Here is a 20099-nt window from a genome sequence, read left to right as displayed (position 1 = left end):
GTCCTCCAAACGATTTGTAGTGGGTACTGCGACCCCCTACAGCGAAAAAAGTGCGCGCGATTATGCCAGAAAAGCCCGCTTTGGGTAGAAACCTCCTGTCAGTCGGGCATATTCCTGACCGATAATCGCACTCCGGTCACGCAGCGACCTTGCGGGCACGCTACATATTCAGTGGCGCGTTTCTGAAGGCGCCGCACTGCCGCCACCGGCGAACAACTGGGCGATATCCGCCGCGTCGAAGCTGTAGCGCTGGTTGCAGAACTGGCAGTCGATCACCACGTTGCCGCCGCTTTCCTGCAGCAGGGCTTGCGCGTCGTCCTTGCCCAGGCTGACCAATGCATTGGCCGAACGCTGGCGCGAGCAGCTGCAGCGGAAATGGATGACCTGCGGATCGAACAGGCGCACCGCTTCTTCATGATAGAGGCGATGCAGCACGGTTTCGTTGTCCAGGCCGAGTAGTTCCTCGGCGGTCAGCGTGTCGGCCAGGGTGGTGAGGTGCTGCCAATTGGCCTCGCGAGCCTCTGGGTCCTTCAGTCGGTCGGCCGGCAGGGCCTGGAGCAACATGCCACGGGCATTGCGACCATCGGCGTAAAGCCAGAACCGAGTGGGCAGTTGCTGGGAGTTGTCGAAGTAGCCGGAGAGGGATTCAGCCAGGCAGGCGCCTTCGAGGGCGACGATGCCCTGGTAGCGCTGGCCCTGCTTCGGGTCCACGGTCAGGGTCAGCGAACCTTCGGGCATCAGTTCGTGCAGACCGGCACCGGGGGTGACCTGGCTCGCGTGGTAACGGGCGATGCCGCGCACTTCGCGATCGCTGGAGCATTCCACCATCAGCAGAGGAACTGCGCCGCTCGAGCGCGCCTGCAGCACCAGCAGGCCGTCGAACTTCAGGGTGCCGACCAGCAGGGAAGCGGCCGCGAGCATTTCACCGAGCAGTTGGGCAACCGGCTCCGGGTAGGGGTGCTTGGCCAGGACGTGAGCGTAGCTCTCGCCGAGGGAGACCAGTTCGCCACGCACATCGGTGTCGTCGAACAGAAAACGTTGGGTGAAATCGGTCATGCCGGACTCGCTGCATTTGGGCCAATTTGGCCGAAAGGCTGGCGATTTTATGCGCAAATCCGTTGACTGACCAAGGGCCGGTTGTCTATCGCTGGCGCGGGTGTTTTCTATCGATACCCAACGCCGCCCGATTGCGTCGCCGCCTTACTCGTGACCGCCGCGCAGGAAATGGATCTGTCGGCGCTGTTTCTTGGTTGGCCGACCGTCGGTCTGGATGCCCAGGGCGCCGGCCTTGCGCATGGCGGCGGACGCTTCGCGCTTGGTCAGGCTCTCGGCGGTTTCCTCGTAGAGGGCCTGCGCTTCGGGGGCCCCGCGACGCACTGCGGACAGCGCGCGAACGACCACGGTGCGCTCGTCGAAGCCGGCGCGGATCACGTATTCGTCACCGACCCTCGGCTCCTTCCACGGCTTGCAGCGCTCGCCATGGTGGTGGACCTTGCCGCCCTCGATGGCTTCTTTTGCCAAGGCACGGGTCTTGTAGAAGCGCGCAGCCCAGAGCCACTTGTCGAGGCGAACCTTGTCGTCTTTTTCGTCTTTCTCACGCATGACTCGTTTCCATCCCGCCAGGGCTGCCCCATTCGTCAGCCCGGTCTAAGCTCAGCCAGGGCCTGATGCAGTTGTCACATCGGCCCACTAGAATGCGCCAACTTTACCGGAAAGCCTGCATTGAAGACTTTCGACCATCTCTCCGTAATCGGACTCCGCGAATGGATCGCCCTGCCAGAACTTGGCATGGTTGGCCTACGCGCGAAGATCGATACCGGGGCCAGCACCTCCACCCTGCATGCCAGCGACATCGTCCCGTTCGAGAAGAGCGGCGAGCGCTGGGTCCGGTTCACCGCGCACCTCGGCACCCTGGTGCAACGGCGTCACCGCTGCGAGGCGCAGGTGGTCACGGTAAAGACCATAAAAAGCTCCAACGGCCAGGCACAGACCCGCTACGTCATCCGCACGCTGCTCGCCCTGGGTGACCGGGTCTGGCCCATCGAGTTCACTCTGGCCTGCCGCAAGACCATGCGTTACCGCGTACTGCTGGGCTCCAAGGCCCTGGTGCAGGCGCAACTGGTGGTCAACCCGGCCCTCACCTACGTTCAGGAAAAACCGACACTTTCCCTTCCGGGTGCCCAATGAAAATCGCCGTGTTATCGCGCAATCCGCGCCTGTATTCGACTCGCCGCCTGGTAGAGGCTGGCCAGCAGCGCGGCCATGAGATGGTGGTCATAGACACCCTGCGCGCCTATATGAACATCGCCAGTCACAAGCCGCAGATCCACTATCGCGGCCAGGCACTGGAAGGCTTCGATGCGGTGATCCCGCGTATTGGCGCCTCGGTCACTTTCTATGGCTGTGCCGTGCTGCGCCAGTTCGAAATGATGGGCGTGTTCCCGCTCAACGAGTCCGTAGCGATCACCCGCTCGCGGGACAAGCTTCGCTCGCTGCAACTGCTGTCGCGCAAGGGCATCGGCCTGCCGGTGACCGGTTTCGCCCACTCCCCCGACGACATCCCCGACCTGATCCGCATGGTCAATGGGGCGCCGCTGGTCATCAAGGTGCTGGAAGGCACCCAAGGCATCGGTGTGGTGCTGTGCGAGACAGAGAAGGCCGCCGAATCCGTGATCGAGGCCTTCATGGGCCTGAAGCAGAACATCATGGTGCAGGAGTACATCCGTGAAGCCGGTGGCGCTGACATCCGCTGCTTCGTGGTGGGCGACAAAGTGATCGCAGCGATGAAGCGCCAGGCCAAGCCCGGCGAATTCCGCTCCAACCTGCACCGCGGCGGCAGCGCCAGCCTGATCAAGATCACGCCGGAAGAGCGCATGACCGCCATTCGCGCCGCCAAGGTGATGGGGCTGTCGGTGGCGGGCGTGGACATCCTGCGCTCCAACCACGGACCGCTGGTGATGGAGGTGAACTCCTCGCCCGGCCTGGAAGGCATCGAAACCACCACCGGGCAAGATGTAGCCGGCATCATCATCCAGTATCTGGAAAAGAACGCCTGCCCCAACTCGACGCGTACCAAGGGCAAGGGGTAAGCCGGATAAGGCAACGCATGCGTTGCCCCGGCGAACGACCGGTCAGGGATGGTCGGGCTGAGGTTCAACGTGAGCAGCGGGGCCACGACAGGGATGTCTGCTGCAAGATCGATCTTTGCGACGCCGGAGAATTCGTTAATCCGGCGACCGTCCAGGGAAATCCGTGGTAGCGAATTCATTCGCGAATGAATTCGCTACCACAAAAAGGCAGGGCGCCCTACAAGCTGCGCTCCAGCACCTGCCGCCCCTCGCGCTCACGTATCCAGGCACGGAAGCCGGCCTCATCCAGTGGCCGGCTGAAGTAGTAGCCCTGGCCCAGCTCGCAACCACGCTGGCGCAACATGGACAGCTGCTCCTCGCTCTCGATGCCTTCGGCAATGCATTCCAGGCCCAGGTTGCGGCCGATGGCCAGGATGGTTTCCACCAGGGCCAGGTCGCTCGCGTCGACGGCCAGGCCATCGACGAAACTGCGGTCGATCTTCAGTCGGTCCAACGGCAGGCGCTTGAGGTAGGCCAGGGATGAATAACCGGTACCAAAGTCGTCGATGGCGAAACGCACGCCCAGGGCCTTGAGCGCCTGCATGGCGGCGATGCACTGCTCGACTTCTTCCAGCAGGCTGCCCTCGGTAATTTCCAGCTCCAGCCGCCCCGCCGGCACACCGTGGCGCTGCAGCGCGCTGCTGATGCGCTCGACGAATCCAGGCTTGCGCAGTTCGCGGGGGCTGACGTTGATGGCCAGCACCAGCCGCGGCAGATCGGCCTGCCAATTGGCCAGGCACGAACAGGCGCGCTCCAACATCCAGTCCGACAGCTCGATGATCAGACCGGTTTCTTCCGCCAGCGGAATGAACTGCGCCGGCGGCACCTCGCCGCGGGTGGGGTGGTGCCAGCGCATCAGGGCCTCGGCGCCCAGTACCTGACCATCGGCAAGGGCCATCTGGGGCTGGAATTCGAGCCCCAACTGGCCGCGATCGATGGCCTGGCGCAACTCGTTCTGCAGTTGCAGGCGCTGGTCGATGGCCGCTTGCATTTCCGGGGCGAAGAAATGCAGCGCATTGCGTCCGGACTGCTTGGCCCGGTACATGGCGGTGTCCGCCTGTTTGAGTACGTCAGCGGCAACCTGTTCGGTGAAAGGATGCAGGGCGATGCCAATGCTGGCGCTGACCACCAACTCGTGCTCGCCGATGACGTAGCTGCCATGCAGGCTCTGCAGCAGCTTGTCCCCGACCTCGGCGGCCAGCTTGCCGGCCTGCTCCGGGGTATCGGCCATGGCCTCGAGCAGTACCACGAACTCGTCGCCACCGAGACGCGCCAGGGTGTCTTCATTGCGCAGGCAACCGGCGAGCCGCGCGGTGACTTCCCGCAGCAGGGCGTCGCCCACCGGGTGACCGAGGCTGTCGTTGACCGTCTTGAAGTGATCCAGGTCGATGAACAGAAGCGCACCGAAGCGCTCTTCGCGCTGCTCGCGGGCCATGGCGTGCTGCAGGCGGTCGAGCAGCAGGCGGCGATTGGGCAGGCCGGTAAGTTCGTCGCTATAGGCCAGGCGCTCGATCTCGCGCTGGTAGCGCTGGCGCTCGGAGATATCGGTAATACTCAGGCGGATCAGCGGCCTTCCCTCTCCAGGCAGGCGCACCAGGCGCACCTCGCACGGGCGTACACGGCCGTTGACGTCACGCATCAGCCAGTCGAACGTCGGGGTCTCACCCTTGAGCGCCACGCGGGTGTAGGCGTTGCCCAGCTCCCGCGAAGAGCGGCCATCGGCCTGCAGCGGTGGGCTGAAGTCGGTGGGCATGTGGCCGTGCAGCTGTTCGCGGGAAAGGCCGAACAAACGCGCAGCATTCTCGTTGGCCTCGACTATGCCACGCTGCGGGTCGAATACCAGGATGGCTTCCGGCGCGTGCTCCACGAGGGTGCGGTAGCGCGCCTCAGCCTCGCGACGGGCGCTGATGTCTTCCACCAATGCCAGCAACGCATAGAGCTGGCCATCAAGGTCACGCACACCGCGCACGTTGACCCGCGTATGCACGGTACCGCCGGTGCCCTTCATGAAGCGTTTGTCCAGCTCGTAGCCGTCGCGCTCGCCCTTGCGCACCTCTTCCAGCAGGGCTTCCTCGGCGGCGCGGTCCTCGGCCAACGTCATGCTCATCCAGTCGACACCCCGCAGTTGTTCGCGGGAGCGGCCGAGGATACTGCAGAGCTTGTAGTTGACCTCCTCCCAGCGCTGGTCCGGGGTACACAGGGCCATGCCGATCAGCGGCGCTTCGAAGAACAGGTGCAGGTGCTTGTCGCGTTCGTGCTGCAAGCGCTCTGCGCGTTTCTGGCCGGTCAGGTCGAGCATGGCGCCGTAGATACGGATCACCTGGTCGCCATCGTGCTCGGCCAGGCCCTTGATCCGCAGCCAGCGCGTGGTGCCCCGGGCGCCCTGCATGCGCAGTTCCACCTCGAAGGGCTCGGTGCTGCGCAGGCACTGCTCCAGGGTGTCTTCCAGAATGGCTCGACTGGCCGGATCGAAGAAGCTGAGCATCTGGCCAAGGCTGGGCGCACCGGCGCCAGGGTCCAGCTCGTAGATGCGGAAGCTACCTTCGCTCCAGGCCATCTTCAGGGTGGAAATCTCCAACACCCAGCTGCCGATGTCGGCGATGGCTTCAGTCTGGTTCAACAGGTGGGTCTGGCGCAGCAACTCGTCACGGCGGGTATCCAGTTCCTCGGAGAGCATCTCGCGGCTGCTGACATCGTGCTGCAGCGCGACGAAATGGCTGATGCCGTGAGCGTCGCGCATGGGCGCCACGGTGATCTCGTTCCAGAACAGGCTGCCGTCCTTGCGGTAGTTGCGCAGGACCAGGTGGCACTGTTCGCCGCGTTGCAGGGCATCTTGCAGACGCGGCAACTCGGACTGGTTGCGGTCGTGGTGGAGAAGGAAGCGCCAGTGGTTGCCCAGGGCCTCCTGTCGCGGATAACCACTCATCTGCTCGAAAGCCGGGTTGCAGTAGATCAGCGGCTGATCGGCCTGACGCGCGTCGACGATGGTCACCCCCAGGGGGCTGGCCTGCAGCGCCAGGTTGGTCAGGGCCAGTTCCTTCTGCATCTCGTCACGACGACCAAGGGCCAGGCGCAGGTCGCTCAGGCTGCGTCCCACCAACAGTGCCGACATCATCAGCAACAGCACGCTGAAGTAGAGCTCGACGCCCCACTGCGGCTCGGCCATGTGCGCCGCGCCACCCAGTTGACGCAGTGCCGGCAGGGCGAGCACGGTCAGTGCGGTGAGGCCAGCGCCGCAAAGGGCACCGGGAAACCCCCAGACCAGCGCCAGGCCGAGCATCATCAGGCCAATGGGCGGCAGGGTGAGCATCAGCGGCACCACCGTCAGCAGCCAGGGGATGAGCAACGCCAGGGCCAGCAGCAAAGGCCAGGGCGGCAGGCGGTGCAGGGTTTCCGGCAACGCTTCCACCGGTTCCGGCACCCAGCCACGGAGGCTGAACATTGGGGTCAGGTAGGTCAGCAGCGGCAGGCTCACGGCCAGGGTGGTCAGGCAGGCTCCGGGCCAGACCAGCAGGGCGGCGTTTCCCCAGCTGTCTCGCACCGGACTGCCGGCCAACATCAAAGCCGTCTGCTCGCCGTAGACCAGCAGGCTGACCGGCAGCAGCACGCCATAGAGCATGAAGCGCAGCAGTTCGGGGAAGTCCCGCAGATCGGCGTGGCAGCCTGCCCGCTTGAGTGCCCACCAGCCCGCAGCGACGCTGAGGGTTTCCGGTAATGCATGGAACGGCGCCCAGTACCAGTTCAAGTCCAGCAAGGGGGCGCTGAGCAAGGCATTGAAGTAGATGGCGGGCAGCACCCGGGCGCCCCACCAGAGGCAGAACACAAGGCCGAGGGCGAAGGGCAAATACCAGACTGCGAGCCCGCTGGTCGCCTGGGTCGCCAGAGACACCCAGGTCGCCAGATGCAGCAGCGGCAAAGGTAACCACCAAGTCCATTGGGGCAGTCGGAAGGGAGCAGCTGGCATACTGACCTCATGTCGGTGCGCAAGCTGAGGATAGCCCAGCGCCGGCCTAGCGTACCCCGAAAAAATGGCCCTGTGGCATCACTGCCGATGGCAGGCCTGAATCCGGGCCCGAAGGGATTTCAGGAGTAGAAGCGCCCAACAGTAAGGCGCGTGCGGTATCCCGTTTAGTACGAAAAGGAGCCGAGCAAAGGTCAGGCTAGGAAGAAATCGGCGAAGACGCGGAGTTAACGACTGTTGATGAGCAGTCTGAGCCGATTTCTGACAACGCCTGGCCGAAGCGCAGGCCCCGTTTCGTAGGAATCTACACCGCGTCGCGGGGAAGCATGAGCCCTAAAGGCAGGCATACCCTGGCCTCAAGGCCGCCACCGGAGCGGTTGCGCAGCTCGACGCTACCACCGTGCTGCGCGGCGATGCGCTTGACGATGGCCAGGCCCAGGCCGGTGCCCTTGCCACCACGGGCGCGGTCGCCGCGGATGAAGGGGTTGAAGATGTCCAGAAGTTCCGAAGGATCGATGCCCTGCCCCCGGTCCAGCACGCTCAGCACCACGTAGGGCGCGGCGTTATCGCCAGCCAGGAAGGCCGCCACTTCGACGCCGTTGCCGCCGTATCGCAGCGCGTTCTCGATCAGGTTTACCAGCAGACGCTTGATCGACACGCGCCGCAACGGGAACGGCGGCAGCGGCTCCAGGCACAGGCGAACCTGCTCGTCCTGCTGGTTGTAGGGCATCACCACCTCACGCACCAGCTCGCCCAGGTCCAGCTCTTCCACGCGCTCGTCGCGGCCATCGCGGATGAAGGCGAGGAACTGGTCGAGGATGGCGTCCATGTCCTCGATATCGCGGACCATGTCCTCGGTCAGCTCGGAGTCGTTGCTCATCAGCTCCAGGGACAGGCGCAGGCGCGTCAGCGGCGTACGCAGGTCATGGGAGACACCGGCCAGCATCAGTTCGCGCTCGCGGGCACCACGTTCGACGTCCTCGGCCATCTGGTTGAAGGCGCGGTACACCTCGGCCATCTCGCTCGGCGTGTCGCTCACCGGCAGGCGCACGCTGCGACCCTGGCCGACCTGGCGGGCAGCGAAGACGAGACGCTTGAGCGGGGCGTTGAGCTGGCGCACGAAGATCCAGGCAGCGGCAGTGGACAGCAGGCCGATACCGAGGAACCAGCCGAGTACGCTCCAGATGCGCTGACCACGCAGGGGGTGTGGATAGAGCGGGATGCGCACCCAGTCCGGCCCCAGTTCCGGGGCGTGGACCCAGAGCGCCGGCGGGCTCTGGGCGCGCAGGCGCACTTCAGTGCCTGGACCGAGCTCGGCCTGCATCTGGCGCTGGAAGATTTCGCTGTAGGGCCAGTGCTGCTCGCTGGCCGGCACGGCATCGCGGGTGACCCGCTTGAGGCCGGCGGCCTTGGCCAGGTCGTGACGCTCTTCTTCGCTCGCTGCCCAGTAGGCGCGCAGGGTCAGCGCCGCGCCGTGGCTGTACTGGCGGTCCACCAGCACGTCTTCGTTCATCATCAGGTAGACCAGGGTCAGCGCCTTGGAAAACAGCACGACGATGAGCACCAGCCAGAGGGTGCGGGAGAAGAAGCTCTGCGGGAACCAGTAGGGGGTGCGCATCACCACCCTGGGTTGCCCGGCGGCGGGAACTCCCGCCGCGCGTTCACTTGTTGCCATCAGGTACGAACACGTAGCCGACGCCCCAGACGGTCTGGATGTAGCGCGGCTTGGAAGGGTCCGGCTCGATCAGTCGGCGCAGGCGGGAAATCTGCACGTCGATGGAGCGCTCCAGGGCGTCCCATTCGCGGCCACGGGCCAAGTTCATCAGCTTGTCGCGGGTCAGCGGCTCGCGGGCGTGCTGGACCAATGCCTTGAGCACGGCGAACTCACCGGTGGTGAGCATCTGCACGTCGTCGCCCTTCTTCAGCTCGCGGGTAGCGAGGGACAGTTCGTACTCGCCGAAGCTGACGCTCTCGTCCTCGCTGGCCGGGGCACCCGGCACTTGCGGCGCCTGGCGACGCAGTACCGCCTTGATCCGCGCCAGCAACTCGCGGGGGTTGAACGGCTTGGCCAGATAGTCGTCGGCGCCCAGTTCCAGGCCCTGGATGCGGCTTGTCTCGTCGCCCTTGGCGGTGAGCATGATGATCGGTACCTGGTTGTTGGACGCGCGCAGCCGGCGACAGGCCGACAGGCCGTCCTCGCCAGGCAGCATCAGGTCCAGTACCACCAGGTTGAAGAGTTCGCGAGCCAGCAGGCGATCCATCTGCTCGACGTTCTCCACGGCACGCACACGGAAGCCCTGCTCGTCGAAAAAACGCTCGAGGAGGCGCCGTAGACGGGCGTCGTCGTCGACGATGAGGATCTTTTCACCTTCAGCGGTCGGGTTGCTGCTCATGTTTTCTCCTGTTCGGCAAGCCGCGCATTATCGCTTGCAACGGGCGTGCGGCGGCTTGCCCATTGTTAGCAGATTTTTCCCCGAACGGTTCCCTACCCTTTGAAACTCGGTGTTTATAATGCGGCGCCTTTCATCACCGGCGAGCCCCTGGCTCGCCGGTCTGTTATTTCGCGGTAGCCTCCGTGGCCCGGCCCGGGCTGCCGCCCATGCAGGTGTTTTCAATGGACAGCATCAACAACCGCATCGCTGAAGAACTGGGCGTGCGCCCGCAACAGGTCGCCGCCGCCGTGGAATTGCTGGACGAAGGCTCCACCGTGCCTTTCATCGCCCGTTACCGGAAAGAAGTCACTGGCAGCCTCGACGACACCCAGCTGCGCAACCTGGAAGAGCGCCTGCGCTACCTGCGCGAAATGGAGGACCGCCGCACCGCGATCCTCTCCAGCATCACCGAGCAGGGCAAGCTGACCCCGGAACTTGAGCGCGAGATCAAGCTTGCCGATACCAAGACCCGCCTCGAAGACCTCTACCTCCCCTACAAGCAGAAACGCCGCACCAAGGGCCAGATTGCCCTGGAAGCGGGCCTCGGCGAGCTGGCCGACGCGCTGTTCAACGACCCGAGCCTGACCCCGGAAACCGAAGCCGAGCGTTTCATCGACGCCGAAAAAGGCTTCGCCGACGTCAAGGCAGTGCTGGAAGGCGCCAAGTACATCCTCATGGAGCGCTTCGCCGAAGACGCCACCCTGCTCGCCAACCTGCGCGGCTTCCTCAAGGACAACGCCACCCTCAGTGCCCGCCTGGTGGCCGGCAAGGAGCAGGAAGGCGCCAAGTTCAGCGACTATTTCGAGCATGACGAGAACCTCAAGGGCGTACCGTCGCACCGTGCCCTGGCGATCTTCCGTGGCCGCAACGAAGGCGTACTGAGCATCGCCCTCAAGGTTGGCGAAGAGCAGCCCGGCACCCTGCACCCGTGCGAGCTGATGATCGGCGAGCGCTTCGGCGTCTCCAACCAGGGCCGCGCGGCCGATAAATGGCTGGCCGAAGTGGTGCGCTGGACCTGGAAGGTCAAGCTCTACACCCACCTGGAAACCGACCTGATGGGCGAGTTGCGTGAAGCGGCCGAAAGCGAAGCCATCAACGTTTTCGCCCGCAACCTGCACGACCTGCTGCTGGCCGCCCCGGCCGGTCCGCGCGCCACCCTGGGTCTCGACCCAGGCCTGCGAACCGGCTGCAAGGTGGCCGTGGTCGACGCCACCGGCAAGGTGCTGGACACCGCCACCGTCTACCCGCATGTGCCTCACAACAAATGGGACGAGACCCTGGCCATCCTCGGCAAGCTTTGCGCCAAGCACAGCGTTGACCTGATCGCCATCGGCAACGGCACCGCCAGTCGTGAGACCGACAAACTCGCCATCGAACTGATCAAGAAGTACCCGGCCCTGAAGATGACCAAGATCATGGTCAGCGAGGCCGGCGCTTCGGTGTACTCCGCTTCCGAGCTGGCCGCCAAGGAATTCCCCGACCTGGACGTTTCCCTGCGTGGTGCCGTATCCATTGCCCGCCGCCTGCAGGACCCGCTGGCCGAGCTGGTGAAGATCGACCCGAAATCCATCGGCGTCGGCCAGTACCAGCACGACGTGTCCCAACTGCAACTCGCGCGCAGCCTGGATGCAGTGGTCGAGGACTGCGTGAACGCCGTGGGCGTGGACGTGAACACCGCGTCCGCCGCCCTGCTGGCGCGCATCTCCGGCCTCAACGCCACCCTGGCGCAGAACATCGTCACCTACCGTGACGCCAACGGCGCCTTCAAGACCCGCGACGAGCTGAAGAAAGTCAGCCGCCTGGGCGAGAAGACGTTCGAGCAGGCCGCCGGCTTCCTCCGCGTGATGAATGGCGACAACCCGCTGGACGCCTCCGCCGTTCACCCGGAAACCTACCCGCTGGTGCAGCGCATCGCCGCCGATACCGGCCGCGACATCCGCTCGCTGATCGGCGACTCCGGCTTCCTCAAGCGACTGGACCCGGCCAAGTTCACCGACGAAACCTTCGGCCTGCCCACCGTCACCGACATCCTCAAGGAACTGGACAAGCCCGGCCGCGACCCGCGCCCCGAGTTCAAGACCGCCGAGTTCCAGGAAGGCGTGGAAAGCCTCAAGGACCTCACACCCGGCATGGTCCTGGAAGGCGTGGTGACCAACGTCACCAATTTCGGTGCCTTCGTCGACATCGGCGTCCACCAGGACGGTCTGGTGCACATCTCCGCGCTGTCGGAAAAGTTCGTCAAAGACCCGTACGAAGTGGTCAAGGCCGGCGACATCGTCCGCGTGAAAGTCATGGAAGTGGACATCCCGCGTAACCGCGTGGGCCTGTCCATGCGCATGGGCGACACCCCCGGCGAAAAAGTCGACGGCCCGCGTGGCGGTGGTCGCCAGGGCGGCCAGCCGCGCCAGCAGCAAAGCGCCCCCCGCCAGAGCGCACCGCCGGCTTCCGGCGCCATGGCTTCGCTGTTCGCCAACGCCAAGCAGATCAAGAAGAAGTGACCATGGACTTCACCGACCAGCAAACCACCAGTGCCTACAGCAAGCTGCTGGGCATCGAGCCGCTGAGCCTTGGCGACGGCGTCGCCGAGGCGCGCCTGCCCATGGAAGAGCACCTGCGCAATCGGGGGCAGGTGATGCATGGCGGGGCCATCTTCTCGCTGCTGGACATCACCATGGGGCTGGCCTGCACCAGCACGCATGGTTTCGACCGGCGCAGCGCCACCCTGGAGTGCAAGATCAACTACATCCGTCCGGTTGCGGAGGGTGAAGTGATCTGCAAGGCACGCGTGCTGCACGCCGGCAAGCGCACCCTGGTGGTGGAAGCGGATGTCCTGCAAGGCGACAAACTGGTCGCCAAGGGACAAGGCACCTTCGCTCAGCTGTAACAGCGGGGCAGCGACAACGCTCTATTCTGGACAAAGCGACAACGCGAGCCGCCGGCGGGAAAAGTATTTCGGCCGGCGGCAAAGTCCGCCTCTTGTAGACAGCTTGGTCCACCCCCATATTGGGGCGACCGACGCGTGAAGGATTCCAAATTGAGCGATCTTCTTTCCCGCCGCCTGGCCTTGCTCGGCGAGCGCGCCAACCTGCCCCTGCTCACCCGCTGCCTGCATGGCATCGAGCGTGAATGCCTGCGGGTCGATGGCAATGGCCAACTGGCGCTGACGCCACACTCCCCCGCCCTGGGTTCGGCCCTGACCCATGCGCAGATCACCACGGACTATTCCGAATCCCTACTGGAGTTCATCACTCCGGCCGAGACCGATCCGGCGCAGACCCTGGCGGACCTGGAAAAGGTCCATCGCTTCACCGTGGACAAGCTCGGCGACGAACTGCTCTGGAGCCCGTCCATGCCTTGCCGGCTGCCGCCGGAGGAAGACATCCCGATCGCCCGTTATGGCACCTCGCCCATCGGCCGCCTGAAGTACGTTTACCGCAAGGGCCTGGCCGTGCGATACGGCAAGACCATGCAGTGCATTGCCGGCATCCACTACAACTACTCCCTGCCAGAAGCGCTCTGGCCGCTGCTGAAGCAGGCCGAAGGCGATCCGCAGAGCGACCGCGACTACCAGTCGGCGCGCTACATCGCGATGATCCGCAACTTCCGCCGCTACAGCTGGCTGCTGATGTACCTGTTCGGCGCGGCTCCGGCCCTGGACAAGAGCTTCCTGCGCGGCCACCCGCACGACCTCGACAGCCTGGATGCCGACACCCTCTACCTGCCCTACGCCACCAGCTTGCGAATGAGCGACCTGGGCTACCAGAACAACGCCCAGGCCGGCCTGACGCCCTGCTACAACAGCCTCGACAGCTACCTCGCGAGCCTGCGTCAGGCCGTGTCCACACCCTACCCGCCCTACGCCGAGATCGGCACCAAAGTGGACGGCGAGTGGGTACAACTGAACACCAACGTGATCCAGATCGAAAACGAGTATTACTCGTCGATCCGTCCCAAGCGCGTCACCTACACCGGTGAGCGTCCGATCCAGGCATTGATGGCCCGTGGCGTGCAGTACGTGGAAGTGCGCTGCCTGGACATCAATCCCTTCCTGCCGCTGGGTATCGACCTGACCGAAGCGCGCTTCCTCGATGCATTCCTGCTGTTCTGTGCCCTGCAGGACAGCCCGCCGATGGCCGGCGAGGAATGCGGTTGCGCCACCGACAACTTCCAGCGTGTGGTGAAGGAAGGCCGACGCCCGGGTCTGCAACTGCAACGCCACGGCCATGCCGTCGGCCTGACCGAGTGGGCCACCGAGCTGCTCGACCGCATCAATCGCACCGCCGAGTTGCTGGACGCCGCCCAGGGTGGCGAAGCTCACTCGCAGGCCCTGGCCGCCCAACGTGCCAAGGTCGCCGACCCGGCGCTGACCCCGTCGGCCCAGGTGCTGGCCGAATTGCGCGAACGCAACGAAAGCTTCAGCCAATTCGCCATGCGCCACAGCCGCCAGCATGCCGAGTACTTCCGCAGCCAACCGCTGAGCGCCGAAGACCAGGCCCGCTTCGAAGCCATGGCCCGCGCGTCCCTGGATGAACAGGCACGGCTGGAAGCCGAACCGGAAGTGGACTTCGACACCTTCGTCGCCGCCTACCAGGCGAGCATCCTGGGGTTGATCAGCAACTGATCAGCCTGCAGGGACATCTCCCGTAGGGGCGAATTCATTCGCCCCTACGGGAAAGCAGTCCCCACCACATGAGAGTGAGGCGCTCGGGCAGAGCTCAGAGGGTTTTCTCGAACACCTGCGAATTGCGCTGGAAGTTGTACAGCGACGCCCGCGCAGCCGGCAGGCGTTCGACGCCGCTAGGCTGGAAGCCGCGCTCGCGGAACCAATGCGCCGTGCGGGTGGTGAGGACAAACAGGGTCTTCATCCCCATGGCACGGGCGCGTTCCTCGATACGCTCCAGCAGTTCATCGCCGCGGCCGCCGTGGCGATACTCCGGGTTGACCGCCAGGCAGGCCAGCTCGGCGGTGTCGGAGTCGGCGATAGGATAGAGCGCCGCACAGGCGATGATCAGCCCGTCGCGCTCGACGATGGTGAACTGCTCGATCTCCCGCTCCAGCACTTCCCGCGAGCGGCGCACCAGGATGCCCTGATCCTCCAGCGGGGTGATCAGGTCGATCAAGCCGCCGACGTCGTCGATGGTGGCTTCGCGCAGGGACTCGAACTGCTCCTGGTCCACCAGGGTGCCGCCACCGTCGCGAGTGAACAGCTCGGTGAGCAGCGAGCCATCTTCGGCGTAGCTGACCATGTGACTGCGCTTGACCCCGGCGCGACAGGCCTGGGCGGCCGCATCGAGCAGCTCGGCCTGGTAGTTGTTGCCAAGACGGGTCAAGTGCGGCGGCACCTGTTGCGGGCGAAGTTCGCGCACCAATTTGCCGGACTCGTCGATCAGACCGCGCTCGGCGCCGAACAGGATCAGCTTGTCCGCTCCCAGGTCGATGGCCACGCGGGTGGCGACGTCCTCGCAGGCGAGGTTGAAGATTTCCCCGGTGGGCGAGTAGCCGAGTGGTGACAGCAGCACAATGGTGCGCTCGTCCAGCAAGCGGCCGACACCCTTGCGGTCCACCCGGCGCACTTCGCCAGTGTGGTGATAGTCGATGCCGTCGACCACGCCTATGGGCCGCGCGGTGACGAAGTTGCCGGTGCTCACCCGCAACCGCGAGCCCTGCATGGGTGACGCGGCGATATCCATGGACAGGCGCGCCTCGATGGCGATGCGCAGTTGGCCCACGGCATCGATCACACATTCCAGGGTCGGGCCGTCCGTGATCCGCAGGTCACGATGGAAATGCGGCGTCAGGCCGCGGGCAGCCAGGCGCGCCTCGATCTGCGGACGCGAGCCATGCACCAGCACCAGGCGTACGCCCATGCTGTGCAGCAACACCAGGTCATGGACGATGTTGCCGAAGTTCGGGTGAGCGACGCCTTCGCCGGGCAGCATCACAACGAAGGTGCAGTCCCGGTGGGCATTGATGTAGGGGGTAGCGTGGCGCAGCCAGTTGACGTAATCAGGCATGGTTCCGTGAGCCTTTGGTTAAGCGAAATGACGAGTGCGACTCCCAGCGGTTCTGGGAATGAAAGTAAGGCGGCGCGTTATCGTCGTCGCATGAGCATCAACGGAAACCCTCTCGATCAGTACGTGGTAGCGGATTAAAGGCAGTAATGCTGGATGAGCTGGCGCAGTAGCGCAACGGTAGGCTCGATCCGTGACAGTTCCAGGTGCTCGTCGGGCTGGTGGGCGCAGGCGATATCGCCGGGGCCGAGTACCAGGGTCTCGCAACCGAGCTGCTGAAGATACGGCGCTTCGGTGCCAAAGGCCACCGCCTGCGCGGTATGCCCGGTAAGACGCTCGGCCACGCGTACCAGATCACTTTCCGGCGACTGCTCGAACGGCGGCACCGCCGGAAACAGCGGCTTGAAGTCGATCTTCACCTGGTAATGCTCGGCCACCGGCCGCAGGCGCTGGCGGATCACCGCACGCAGGGTGTCCGGGTTCATACCCGGCAACGGGCGCAGGTCGAACTCCAGGCTGCACTGGCCGCAAATGCGGTTGGGGTTGTCGCCGCCGTGGATGCAACCGAGGTTGAGGGTGGGCTGCGGCACGGTGAATTGCGGGTTGCGGAATTCCTGCTGCCATTCGCCGCGTAATTCGATCAGATCGCTCATTACCGCATGCATGGCTTCCAGGGCGCTGTGGCCGAGGCTCGGGTCGGAGGAGTGGCCACTTTGCCCGAGGATCTCGATGCGTTCCATCATCACGCCCTTGTGCAGGCGGATGGGCTTCAAGCCCGTTGGCTCACCGATCACCGCCGCGCGACCCAGCGGCTGCCCCGCCTGGGCCAGGGCCCGGGCACCGGCCATGGAGCTTTCCTCATCGCAGGTAGCGAGGATGATCAGCGGCTGGCGGAACGGCTGGTCCAGCAGGCCGCGTGCGGCCTCGATGGCCAGCGGGAAGAATCCCTTCATGTCGCAGCTGCCCAGGCCGAACCAGCGGTCGCCCACCTCGCTGAGTTTCAGCGGGTCGGTTTTCCACAGGGCGGCATCGAAGGGCACCGTGTCGCTGTGGCCGGCCAGCACCAGGCCACCGGGGCCCGAGCCGTAGGTGGCCAGCAGGTTGGCCTTGCCGGGCGCCACCTGCTGGATCTCACAACGGAAACCCAGGTCGCCGAGCCAGCCGGCCAGCAACTCGATCACCGCCTGGTTCGACTGGTCCCAACTGAGCTGGGTGCAGCTCACCGATGGCGTGGCGATCAGCGCGGCGAACTGCGATTTCAGGTCTGGAACGGGCATCGGGGACCTCCTCGGACGAAGGATCATCATAGGCCCAGCCCGCGCGCGGTGAAACCGCTGCGGCAAGGTGCGGACCTGTCCTGTAAACTTCACCGCCTTGGTAGCCACCCCCTGGCTGCGTCTAAAGACCCCGGCGATGAACAAAGAGACCGAAATCAAGCTTCGCGCCAGCCGCGAGACCCTGGAAGCCCTGCGCGACCACCCGCTGCTGAAGAAGCGCAACAAGTCCGGCTGGGAACGCCGCGAACTCTTCAACCAGTACTTCGACACGCCCGAGCGCGACCTGGCCCAGGCACGCGTGGCCCTGCGCCTGCGCCGTGACGGCGAACAGTTCATCCAGACCTTGAAGACCCGTGGCCAGAGCGTCGCCGGGCTGTCCGAGCGCAACGAATGGGACTGGTTCCTGGACAAGGCCAAGCTGGACCCGAAGAAACTCACCGACGACTGCTGGCCCGCCAGCCTGGCCGAACTGGACAAGAAGCAGCTCAAGCCGATCTTCACCACCGACTTCAATCGCGACCGCGCCGAGATCGCCTGGGGTCGCGGCAAGGCCAAGGTGGTGATCGAAGCAGCCCTGGACCTGGGCAAGGTGATCGCCGGCAAGCACCAGGAAGAGATTTGCGAGCTGGAGCTGGAGCTGCGCCAGGGCGAACCTGAGGCCCTGCTGGAACTGGCCGCCGAACTGGCCGCCGACCTGCCGCTGATGCCCTGCGATATCAGCAAGGCCGAGCGCGGATACCGCCTCCATGACGCCAACAGCTATCACCTCAGCCTGCCGGCACCCGCACTGTCGGCGGAACAGTCGTTGGACGACGCCTTCGCCGCGCTCGCCTGGCACCTGCTGGGCAGCAGCCAGCGCCTGGCCGAGCAGTACCGCTTCAATGGCCACTGGAAGCTACTGGTGGACTGGCTGCAGCAACTGATCGACCTGCGCGCCCTGATCGGCAGCCTGGGCCAGGCCGCCCCGCGCGCAAGCAGCCACGAACTGCGCGAAACCCTGGATGCCCTGCTCAAGGACTGGCGCCCGCGTCTCCAAGCCGGTGAGCTGGACGAAGCCGTGCGCCACGGCGCGCCGCAACAGTTCGCCGAAGAACTGCAGGGCACCCGCTGGGGCCTGTTCTCCCTGAATACATCCCGTTGGCTACTGACCCGCGCCTGGACCGTCGAACGCAATGAGCGCGGCAATCGCCAGGGCAAGGCACCGCTGGGCAACTGGCTGCCGCGCCTACTGAGCGAGGAAGCCGAGGCCCTGAAACTGGAGCGCTACAAGCGCCAGCCCGAAGACCTGGCCGAGCAGTTGCCGCGCATCGAGCGCCTGCTGGTCTGGTTGCGCCTGGCGCGCCAGGTGCTGGACGTGCCGGAGGTCGACCGCGCCTATGGCGAGCTGTCCAAGTTCGCTGAGCTGGCGGCCCTGCCGCTGGACGGCGAAGTACTGGCCGCACGCGGCGAGCAGGCGCAGACCCTGATCAGCCTGCGCAGCTGGAAGGCACTGGCCAAGTAAAACGGAAACGCCACCATGCTCAGGCAAAGCTTCCGCTCCGTGGTCACCACCTGGCTGACCGGCCTGTTGGCCCTGCTGCCGCTGGTGCTGACACTGGCGCTGCTGGCCTGGTTGGTGAGCCTGCTGAACACGCTGGTGGGGCCGTCCACGGTGATCGGCCAGCTCCTCGGTGCTCTCGGCCAGCCTTTCGCCAGCAATCCGGTGCTGGCGTATCTGGTCGGCACCCTGGTGCTGCTGGGCAGCCTCTATCCCCTGGGCCTGGCGGTGCAGCTCGGCCTGCGCCGGCCGCTGGCCTGGCTACTGGACATGACCCTGCGCCGCGCGCCGCTGGTGGGCAGCCTGTACAGCCTGGCCGACCGTTTCGTCGGCCTGCTGGATCGCAGCAAGAACGCCGACATCGCCGCCATGAGCCCGGTCTGGTGCTTCTTCGGCGGTGACGGTGCAGCCGTGCTGGCGCTGCGCCCCAGCTCGGAATCCTTCGAACTGGAAGGCCGCCAGTACTGCGCCGTGCTCGTGCCCACCGCGCCTATCCCGGTGGGCGGCGGGCTGATCTACGTCCCGGTGGAATGGGTGCGCCCGGCGGATATGGGTGTCGACGGGCTGACTGGCATCTACCTGTCCATGGGGCTCTCCCCGCCGCACCAGGCAGGGAAGCTGGCGAAGGAGCCGATGGTACTGACGGACGGCGACAAGGCCCCCTGAGAACTCTTTTGTAGGGGCGAATTCATTCGCCAAGCGAGCCGAAGGTTCGCCAATCAGGTTGAGCCTGATAGGTCAGCCGCGCTGCCCCCGGCGATTGAAATCGCCCCTACAACCCCTGCCCCACCGGCAAGCTGGTGGTCGACTTGATCTCCGACAGCGCCACGATGGAGTTCACCTCCTGGATTCCCGGCACCAGCGACAGCTTCTCGAAGAAGAAGCGCTCGTAGGCCTCGATGTCGCGGGTGACGATGCGCAGCATGAAGTCCACTGCGCCCATCAGCACATGGCACTCCAGCACCTCGGGAAACTGGCGCATGGCCTCGGCGAACTCGGTGAGGTTGGAGCGGCCGTGGGCGTTGAGCTTCACCTGGGCAAAGATCTGCGCGTTGAGGCCGACCTTGCGGCGATCCAGCAGGGTGACCTGGCAACGGATCACGCCCTCATCCTTCAGGCGCTGGATGCGCCGCCAGCAGGGCGATTGGGACAGCCCCACCCGCTCGGCGATCTCGGCGGTGGACAGGCTGGCATCCTCCTGCAGCAGGTCGAGAATGCGTTTGTCGTAGACATCCAGAGTGATGGACATAAATTTTCCCGGCTTTTCGAGTTACCCGGAAAGTTTATCCAAATACTTTACCAACCATCGCAATTCAGGCAGAAAAATCCCCATTCAGGCTGGAAAACTATCGGCATCCCTACCGAGGAATCTTCCATGCTCAGCCTGCAGACCGCCCCCGCCCTCCGCGAAGACCACTGGCACCCGCGCACCGCCAAGCTCCACGCTGGCGAGATGCAGTTCGCCATCCTCGCCGAGGCGGAGGCCGACATCCTCGGTCGCCTGCTCGCCTTCTTCGCCCAGCTGCAGCTGGTGCCGCGCTGGCTGGAGGTCAACCAGTTGGGCGACAACCTGCTGGTGCAACTGCGCCAACCGGGGCTGACGCCGCATCGGGCGGAAGTCATCGCGCAGAAAATGCGCTCGCTGGTCAGCGTGTTCTCGGTTGAGCTGGAACAGGCTTCCGTTCCTTGATCCAGCGCTTAGCCGAATGCTGGCAATTCGGGCATGCTTGCCGTCCCGCGAGAAGAGCGATTG

16 protein-coding genes are annotated in these 20099 nt (G+C 65.0%); 8 read left to right on the top strand and 8 right to left on the bottom strand.

The window, feature by feature from the left end:
• Nucleotides 1–168: 168 nt before the first annotated feature.
• Both hslO and AAHM40_RS03185 read right to left on the bottom strand, forming a co-directional pair.
• Entirely contained in the window at nucleotides 169–1056 is an 888-nt protein-coding gene (gene hslO, locus AAHM40_RS03190; protein WP_342243375.1) for an Hsp33 family molecular chaperone HslO, read from the bottom strand.
• A 144-nt stretch (nucleotides 1057–1200) separates the two neighbouring features.
• Nucleotides 1201–1602 (bottom strand): RNA-binding S4 domain-containing protein, encoded by a 402-nt coding sequence (locus AAHM40_RS03185; protein WP_342243374.1) that lies wholly within the window; start codon nucleotides 1600–1602, stop codon nucleotides 1201–1203.
• 120 nt (nucleotides 1603–1722) lie between these two features.
• On the opposite strand from AAHM40_RS03185, the gene rimB reads away from it, so the two are divergent.
• Nucleotides 1723–2187: a retropepsin-like aspartic endopeptidase RimB gene (gene rimB, locus AAHM40_RS03180; RefSeq protein ID WP_028626791.1), complete on the top strand. Its 465-nt coding sequence runs from the start codon at nucleotides 1723–1725 to the stop codon at nucleotides 2185–2187.
• Nucleotides 2184–3089: a 30S ribosomal protein S6--L-glutamate ligase gene (gene rimK, locus AAHM40_RS03175; RefSeq protein WP_342243373.1), complete on the top strand. Its 906-nt coding sequence runs from the start codon at nucleotides 2184–2186 to the stop codon at nucleotides 3087–3089. Before rimB ends, rimK begins: the two co-directional genes overlap by 4 nt.
• A gap of 217 nt (nucleotides 3090–3306) precedes the next feature.
• Here rimK and AAHM40_RS03170 read toward each other — a convergent pair whose 3' ends face one another.
• From AAHM40_RS03170 to ompR, 3 genes are all read right to left on the bottom strand, one after another.
• Nucleotides 3307–7092 carry a bifunctional diguanylate cyclase/phosphodiesterase gene (locus tag AAHM40_RS03170; RefSeq protein ID WP_342243372.1) on the bottom strand — a complete coding sequence of 1262 codons (3786 nt, stop codon included), beginning with the start codon at nucleotides 7090–7092 and terminating at the stop codon, nucleotides 3307–3309.
• A gap of 301 nt (nucleotides 7093–7393) precedes the next feature.
• On the bottom strand, nucleotides 7394–8707 hold the full coding sequence (locus AAHM40_RS03165; RefSeq protein ID WP_342243423.1) for an ATP-binding protein: 1314 nt from the start codon (nucleotides 8705–8707) through the stop codon (nucleotides 7394–7396).
• A gap of 43 nt (nucleotides 8708–8750) precedes the next feature.
• Complete coding sequence (gene ompR / locus AAHM40_RS03160) at nucleotides 8751–9482, bottom strand: osmolarity response regulator transcription factor OmpR (RefSeq protein WP_028626795.1); 732 nt, start codon at nucleotides 9480–9482, stop codon at nucleotides 8751–8753.
• A 221-nt stretch (nucleotides 9483–9703) separates the two neighbouring features.
• Between ompR and AAHM40_RS03155 the strand changes: the two genes are divergently transcribed.
• From AAHM40_RS03155 to gshA, 3 genes are all read left to right on the top strand, one after another.
• Nucleotides 9704–12019, top strand: coding sequence for a Tex family protein (locus AAHM40_RS03155; RefSeq protein WP_342243371.1), 2316 nt, complete (start codon nucleotides 9704–9706; stop codon nucleotides 12017–12019).
• A gap of 2 nt (nucleotides 12020–12021) precedes the next feature.
• On the top strand, nucleotides 12022–12405 hold the full coding sequence (locus AAHM40_RS03150; protein WP_342243370.1) for a PaaI family thioesterase: 384 nt from the start codon (nucleotides 12022–12024) through the stop codon (nucleotides 12403–12405).
• Nucleotides 12406–12555: 150 nt separating this feature from the next.
• Nucleotides 12556–14142, top strand: coding sequence for a glutamate--cysteine ligase (gene gshA, locus AAHM40_RS03145; RefSeq protein ID WP_342243369.1), 1587 nt, complete (start codon nucleotides 12556–12558; stop codon nucleotides 14140–14142).
• A gap of 94 nt (nucleotides 14143–14236) precedes the next feature.
• Here gshA and argA read toward each other — a convergent pair whose 3' ends face one another.
• Entirely contained in the window at nucleotides 14237–15535 is a 1299-nt protein-coding gene (gene argA / locus AAHM40_RS03140) for an amino-acid N-acetyltransferase (protein WP_342243368.1), read from the bottom strand.
• Between the two features lie 134 nt (nucleotides 15536–15669).
• Nucleotides 15670–16809 (bottom strand): acetylornithine deacetylase, encoded by a 1140-nt coding sequence (gene argE / locus AAHM40_RS03135; protein ID WP_342243367.1) that lies wholly within the window; start codon nucleotides 16807–16809, stop codon nucleotides 15670–15672.
• 136 nt (nucleotides 16810–16945) lie between these two features.
• On the opposite strand from argE, the gene AAHM40_RS03130 reads away from it, so the two are divergent.
• Both AAHM40_RS03130 and AAHM40_RS03125 read left to right on the top strand, forming a co-directional pair.
• A complete protein-coding gene (locus AAHM40_RS03130) occupies nucleotides 16946–18310 on the top strand; it encodes a CYTH domain-containing protein (protein ID WP_342243366.1) in 1365 nt (454 codons plus the stop codon).
• Nucleotides 18311–18325: 15 nt separating this feature from the next.
• Nucleotides 18326–19012, top strand: coding sequence for a DUF502 domain-containing protein (locus AAHM40_RS03125; protein ID WP_342243365.1), 687 nt, complete (start codon nucleotides 18326–18328; stop codon nucleotides 19010–19012).
• Between the two features lie 106 nt (nucleotides 19013–19118).
• On the opposite strand, the gene AAHM40_RS03120 is transcribed toward AAHM40_RS03125, so the two are convergent.
• Nucleotides 19119–19595 carry an Lrp/AsnC family transcriptional regulator gene (locus AAHM40_RS03120; RefSeq protein ID WP_342243364.1) on the bottom strand — a complete coding sequence of 159 codons (477 nt, stop codon included), beginning with the start codon at nucleotides 19593–19595 and terminating at the stop codon, nucleotides 19119–19121.
• Nucleotides 19596–19721: 126 nt separating this feature from the next.
• Here AAHM40_RS03120 and AAHM40_RS03115 point away from each other — a divergent pair, with 126 nt between their 5' ends.
• A complete protein-coding gene (locus AAHM40_RS03115) occupies nucleotides 19722–20036 on the top strand; it encodes a hypothetical protein (protein WP_342243363.1) in 315 nt (104 codons plus the stop codon).
• The last annotated feature ends 63 nt before the right edge of the window (nucleotides 20037–20099 follow it).

The organism is Pseudomonas sp. OTU5201 (genome assembly GCF_038440135.1).
Lineage (GTDB): Bacteria > Pseudomonadota > Gammaproteobacteria > Pseudomonadales > Pseudomonadaceae > Metapseudomonas > Metapseudomonas resinovorans.
Note: the sequence above shows the minus strand (reverse complement) of the source record. Positions and strands in the feature narration are given on the sequence as shown.

What these genes read in the sequence shown, in the direction of transcription:
- hslO (WP_342243375.1), bottom strand. Translation starts at nt 1,056, where the DNA reads ATGACCGATTTCACCCAACGTTTTCTGTTCGACGACACCGATGTGCGT.
- AAHM40_RS03185 (WP_342243374.1), bottom strand. Translation starts at nt 1,602, where the DNA reads ATGCGTGAGAAAGACGAAAAAGACGACAAGGTTCGCCTCGACAAGTGG.
- rimK (WP_342243373.1), top strand. Translation starts at nt 2,184, where the DNA reads ATGAAAATCGCCGTGTTATCGCGCAATCCGCGCCTGTATTCGACTCGC.
- AAHM40_RS03170 (WP_342243372.1), bottom strand. Translation starts at nt 7,092, where the DNA reads ATGCCAGCTGCTCCCTTCCGACTGCCCCAATGGACTTGGTGGTTACCT.
- AAHM40_RS03165 (WP_342243423.1), bottom strand. Translation starts at nt 8,707, where the DNA reads ATGCGCACCCCCTACTGGTTCCCGCAGAGCTTCTTCTCCCGCACCCTC.
- ompR (WP_028626795.1), bottom strand. Translation starts at nt 9,482, where the DNA reads ATGAGCAGCAACCCGACCGCTGAAGGTGAAAAGATCCTCATCGTCGAC.
- AAHM40_RS03155 (WP_342243371.1), top strand. Translation starts at nt 9,704, where the DNA reads ATGGACAGCATCAACAACCGCATCGCTGAAGAACTGGGCGTGCGCCCG.
- AAHM40_RS03150 (WP_342243370.1), top strand. Translation starts at nt 12,022, where the DNA reads ATGGACTTCACCGACCAGCAAACCACCAGTGCCTACAGCAAGCTGCTG.
- argA (WP_342243368.1), bottom strand. Translation starts at nt 15,535, where the DNA reads ATGCCTGATTACGTCAACTGGCTGCGCCACGCTACCCCCTACATCAAT.
- argE (WP_342243367.1), bottom strand. Translation starts at nt 16,809, where the DNA reads ATGCCCGTTCCAGACCTGAAATCGCAGTTCGCCGCGCTGATCGCCACG.
- AAHM40_RS03130 (WP_342243366.1), top strand. Translation starts at nt 16,946, where the DNA reads ATGAACAAAGAGACCGAAATCAAGCTTCGCGCCAGCCGCGAGACCCTG.
- AAHM40_RS03125 (WP_342243365.1), top strand. Translation starts at nt 18,326, where the DNA reads ATGCTCAGGCAAAGCTTCCGCTCCGTGGTCACCACCTGGCTGACCGGC.
- AAHM40_RS03120 (WP_342243364.1), bottom strand. Translation starts at nt 19,595, where the DNA reads ATGTCCATCACTCTGGATGTCTACGACAAACGCATTCTCGACCTGCTG.
- AAHM40_RS03115 (WP_342243363.1), top strand. Translation starts at nt 19,722, where the DNA reads ATGCTCAGCCTGCAGACCGCCCCCGCCCTCCGCGAAGACCACTGGCAC.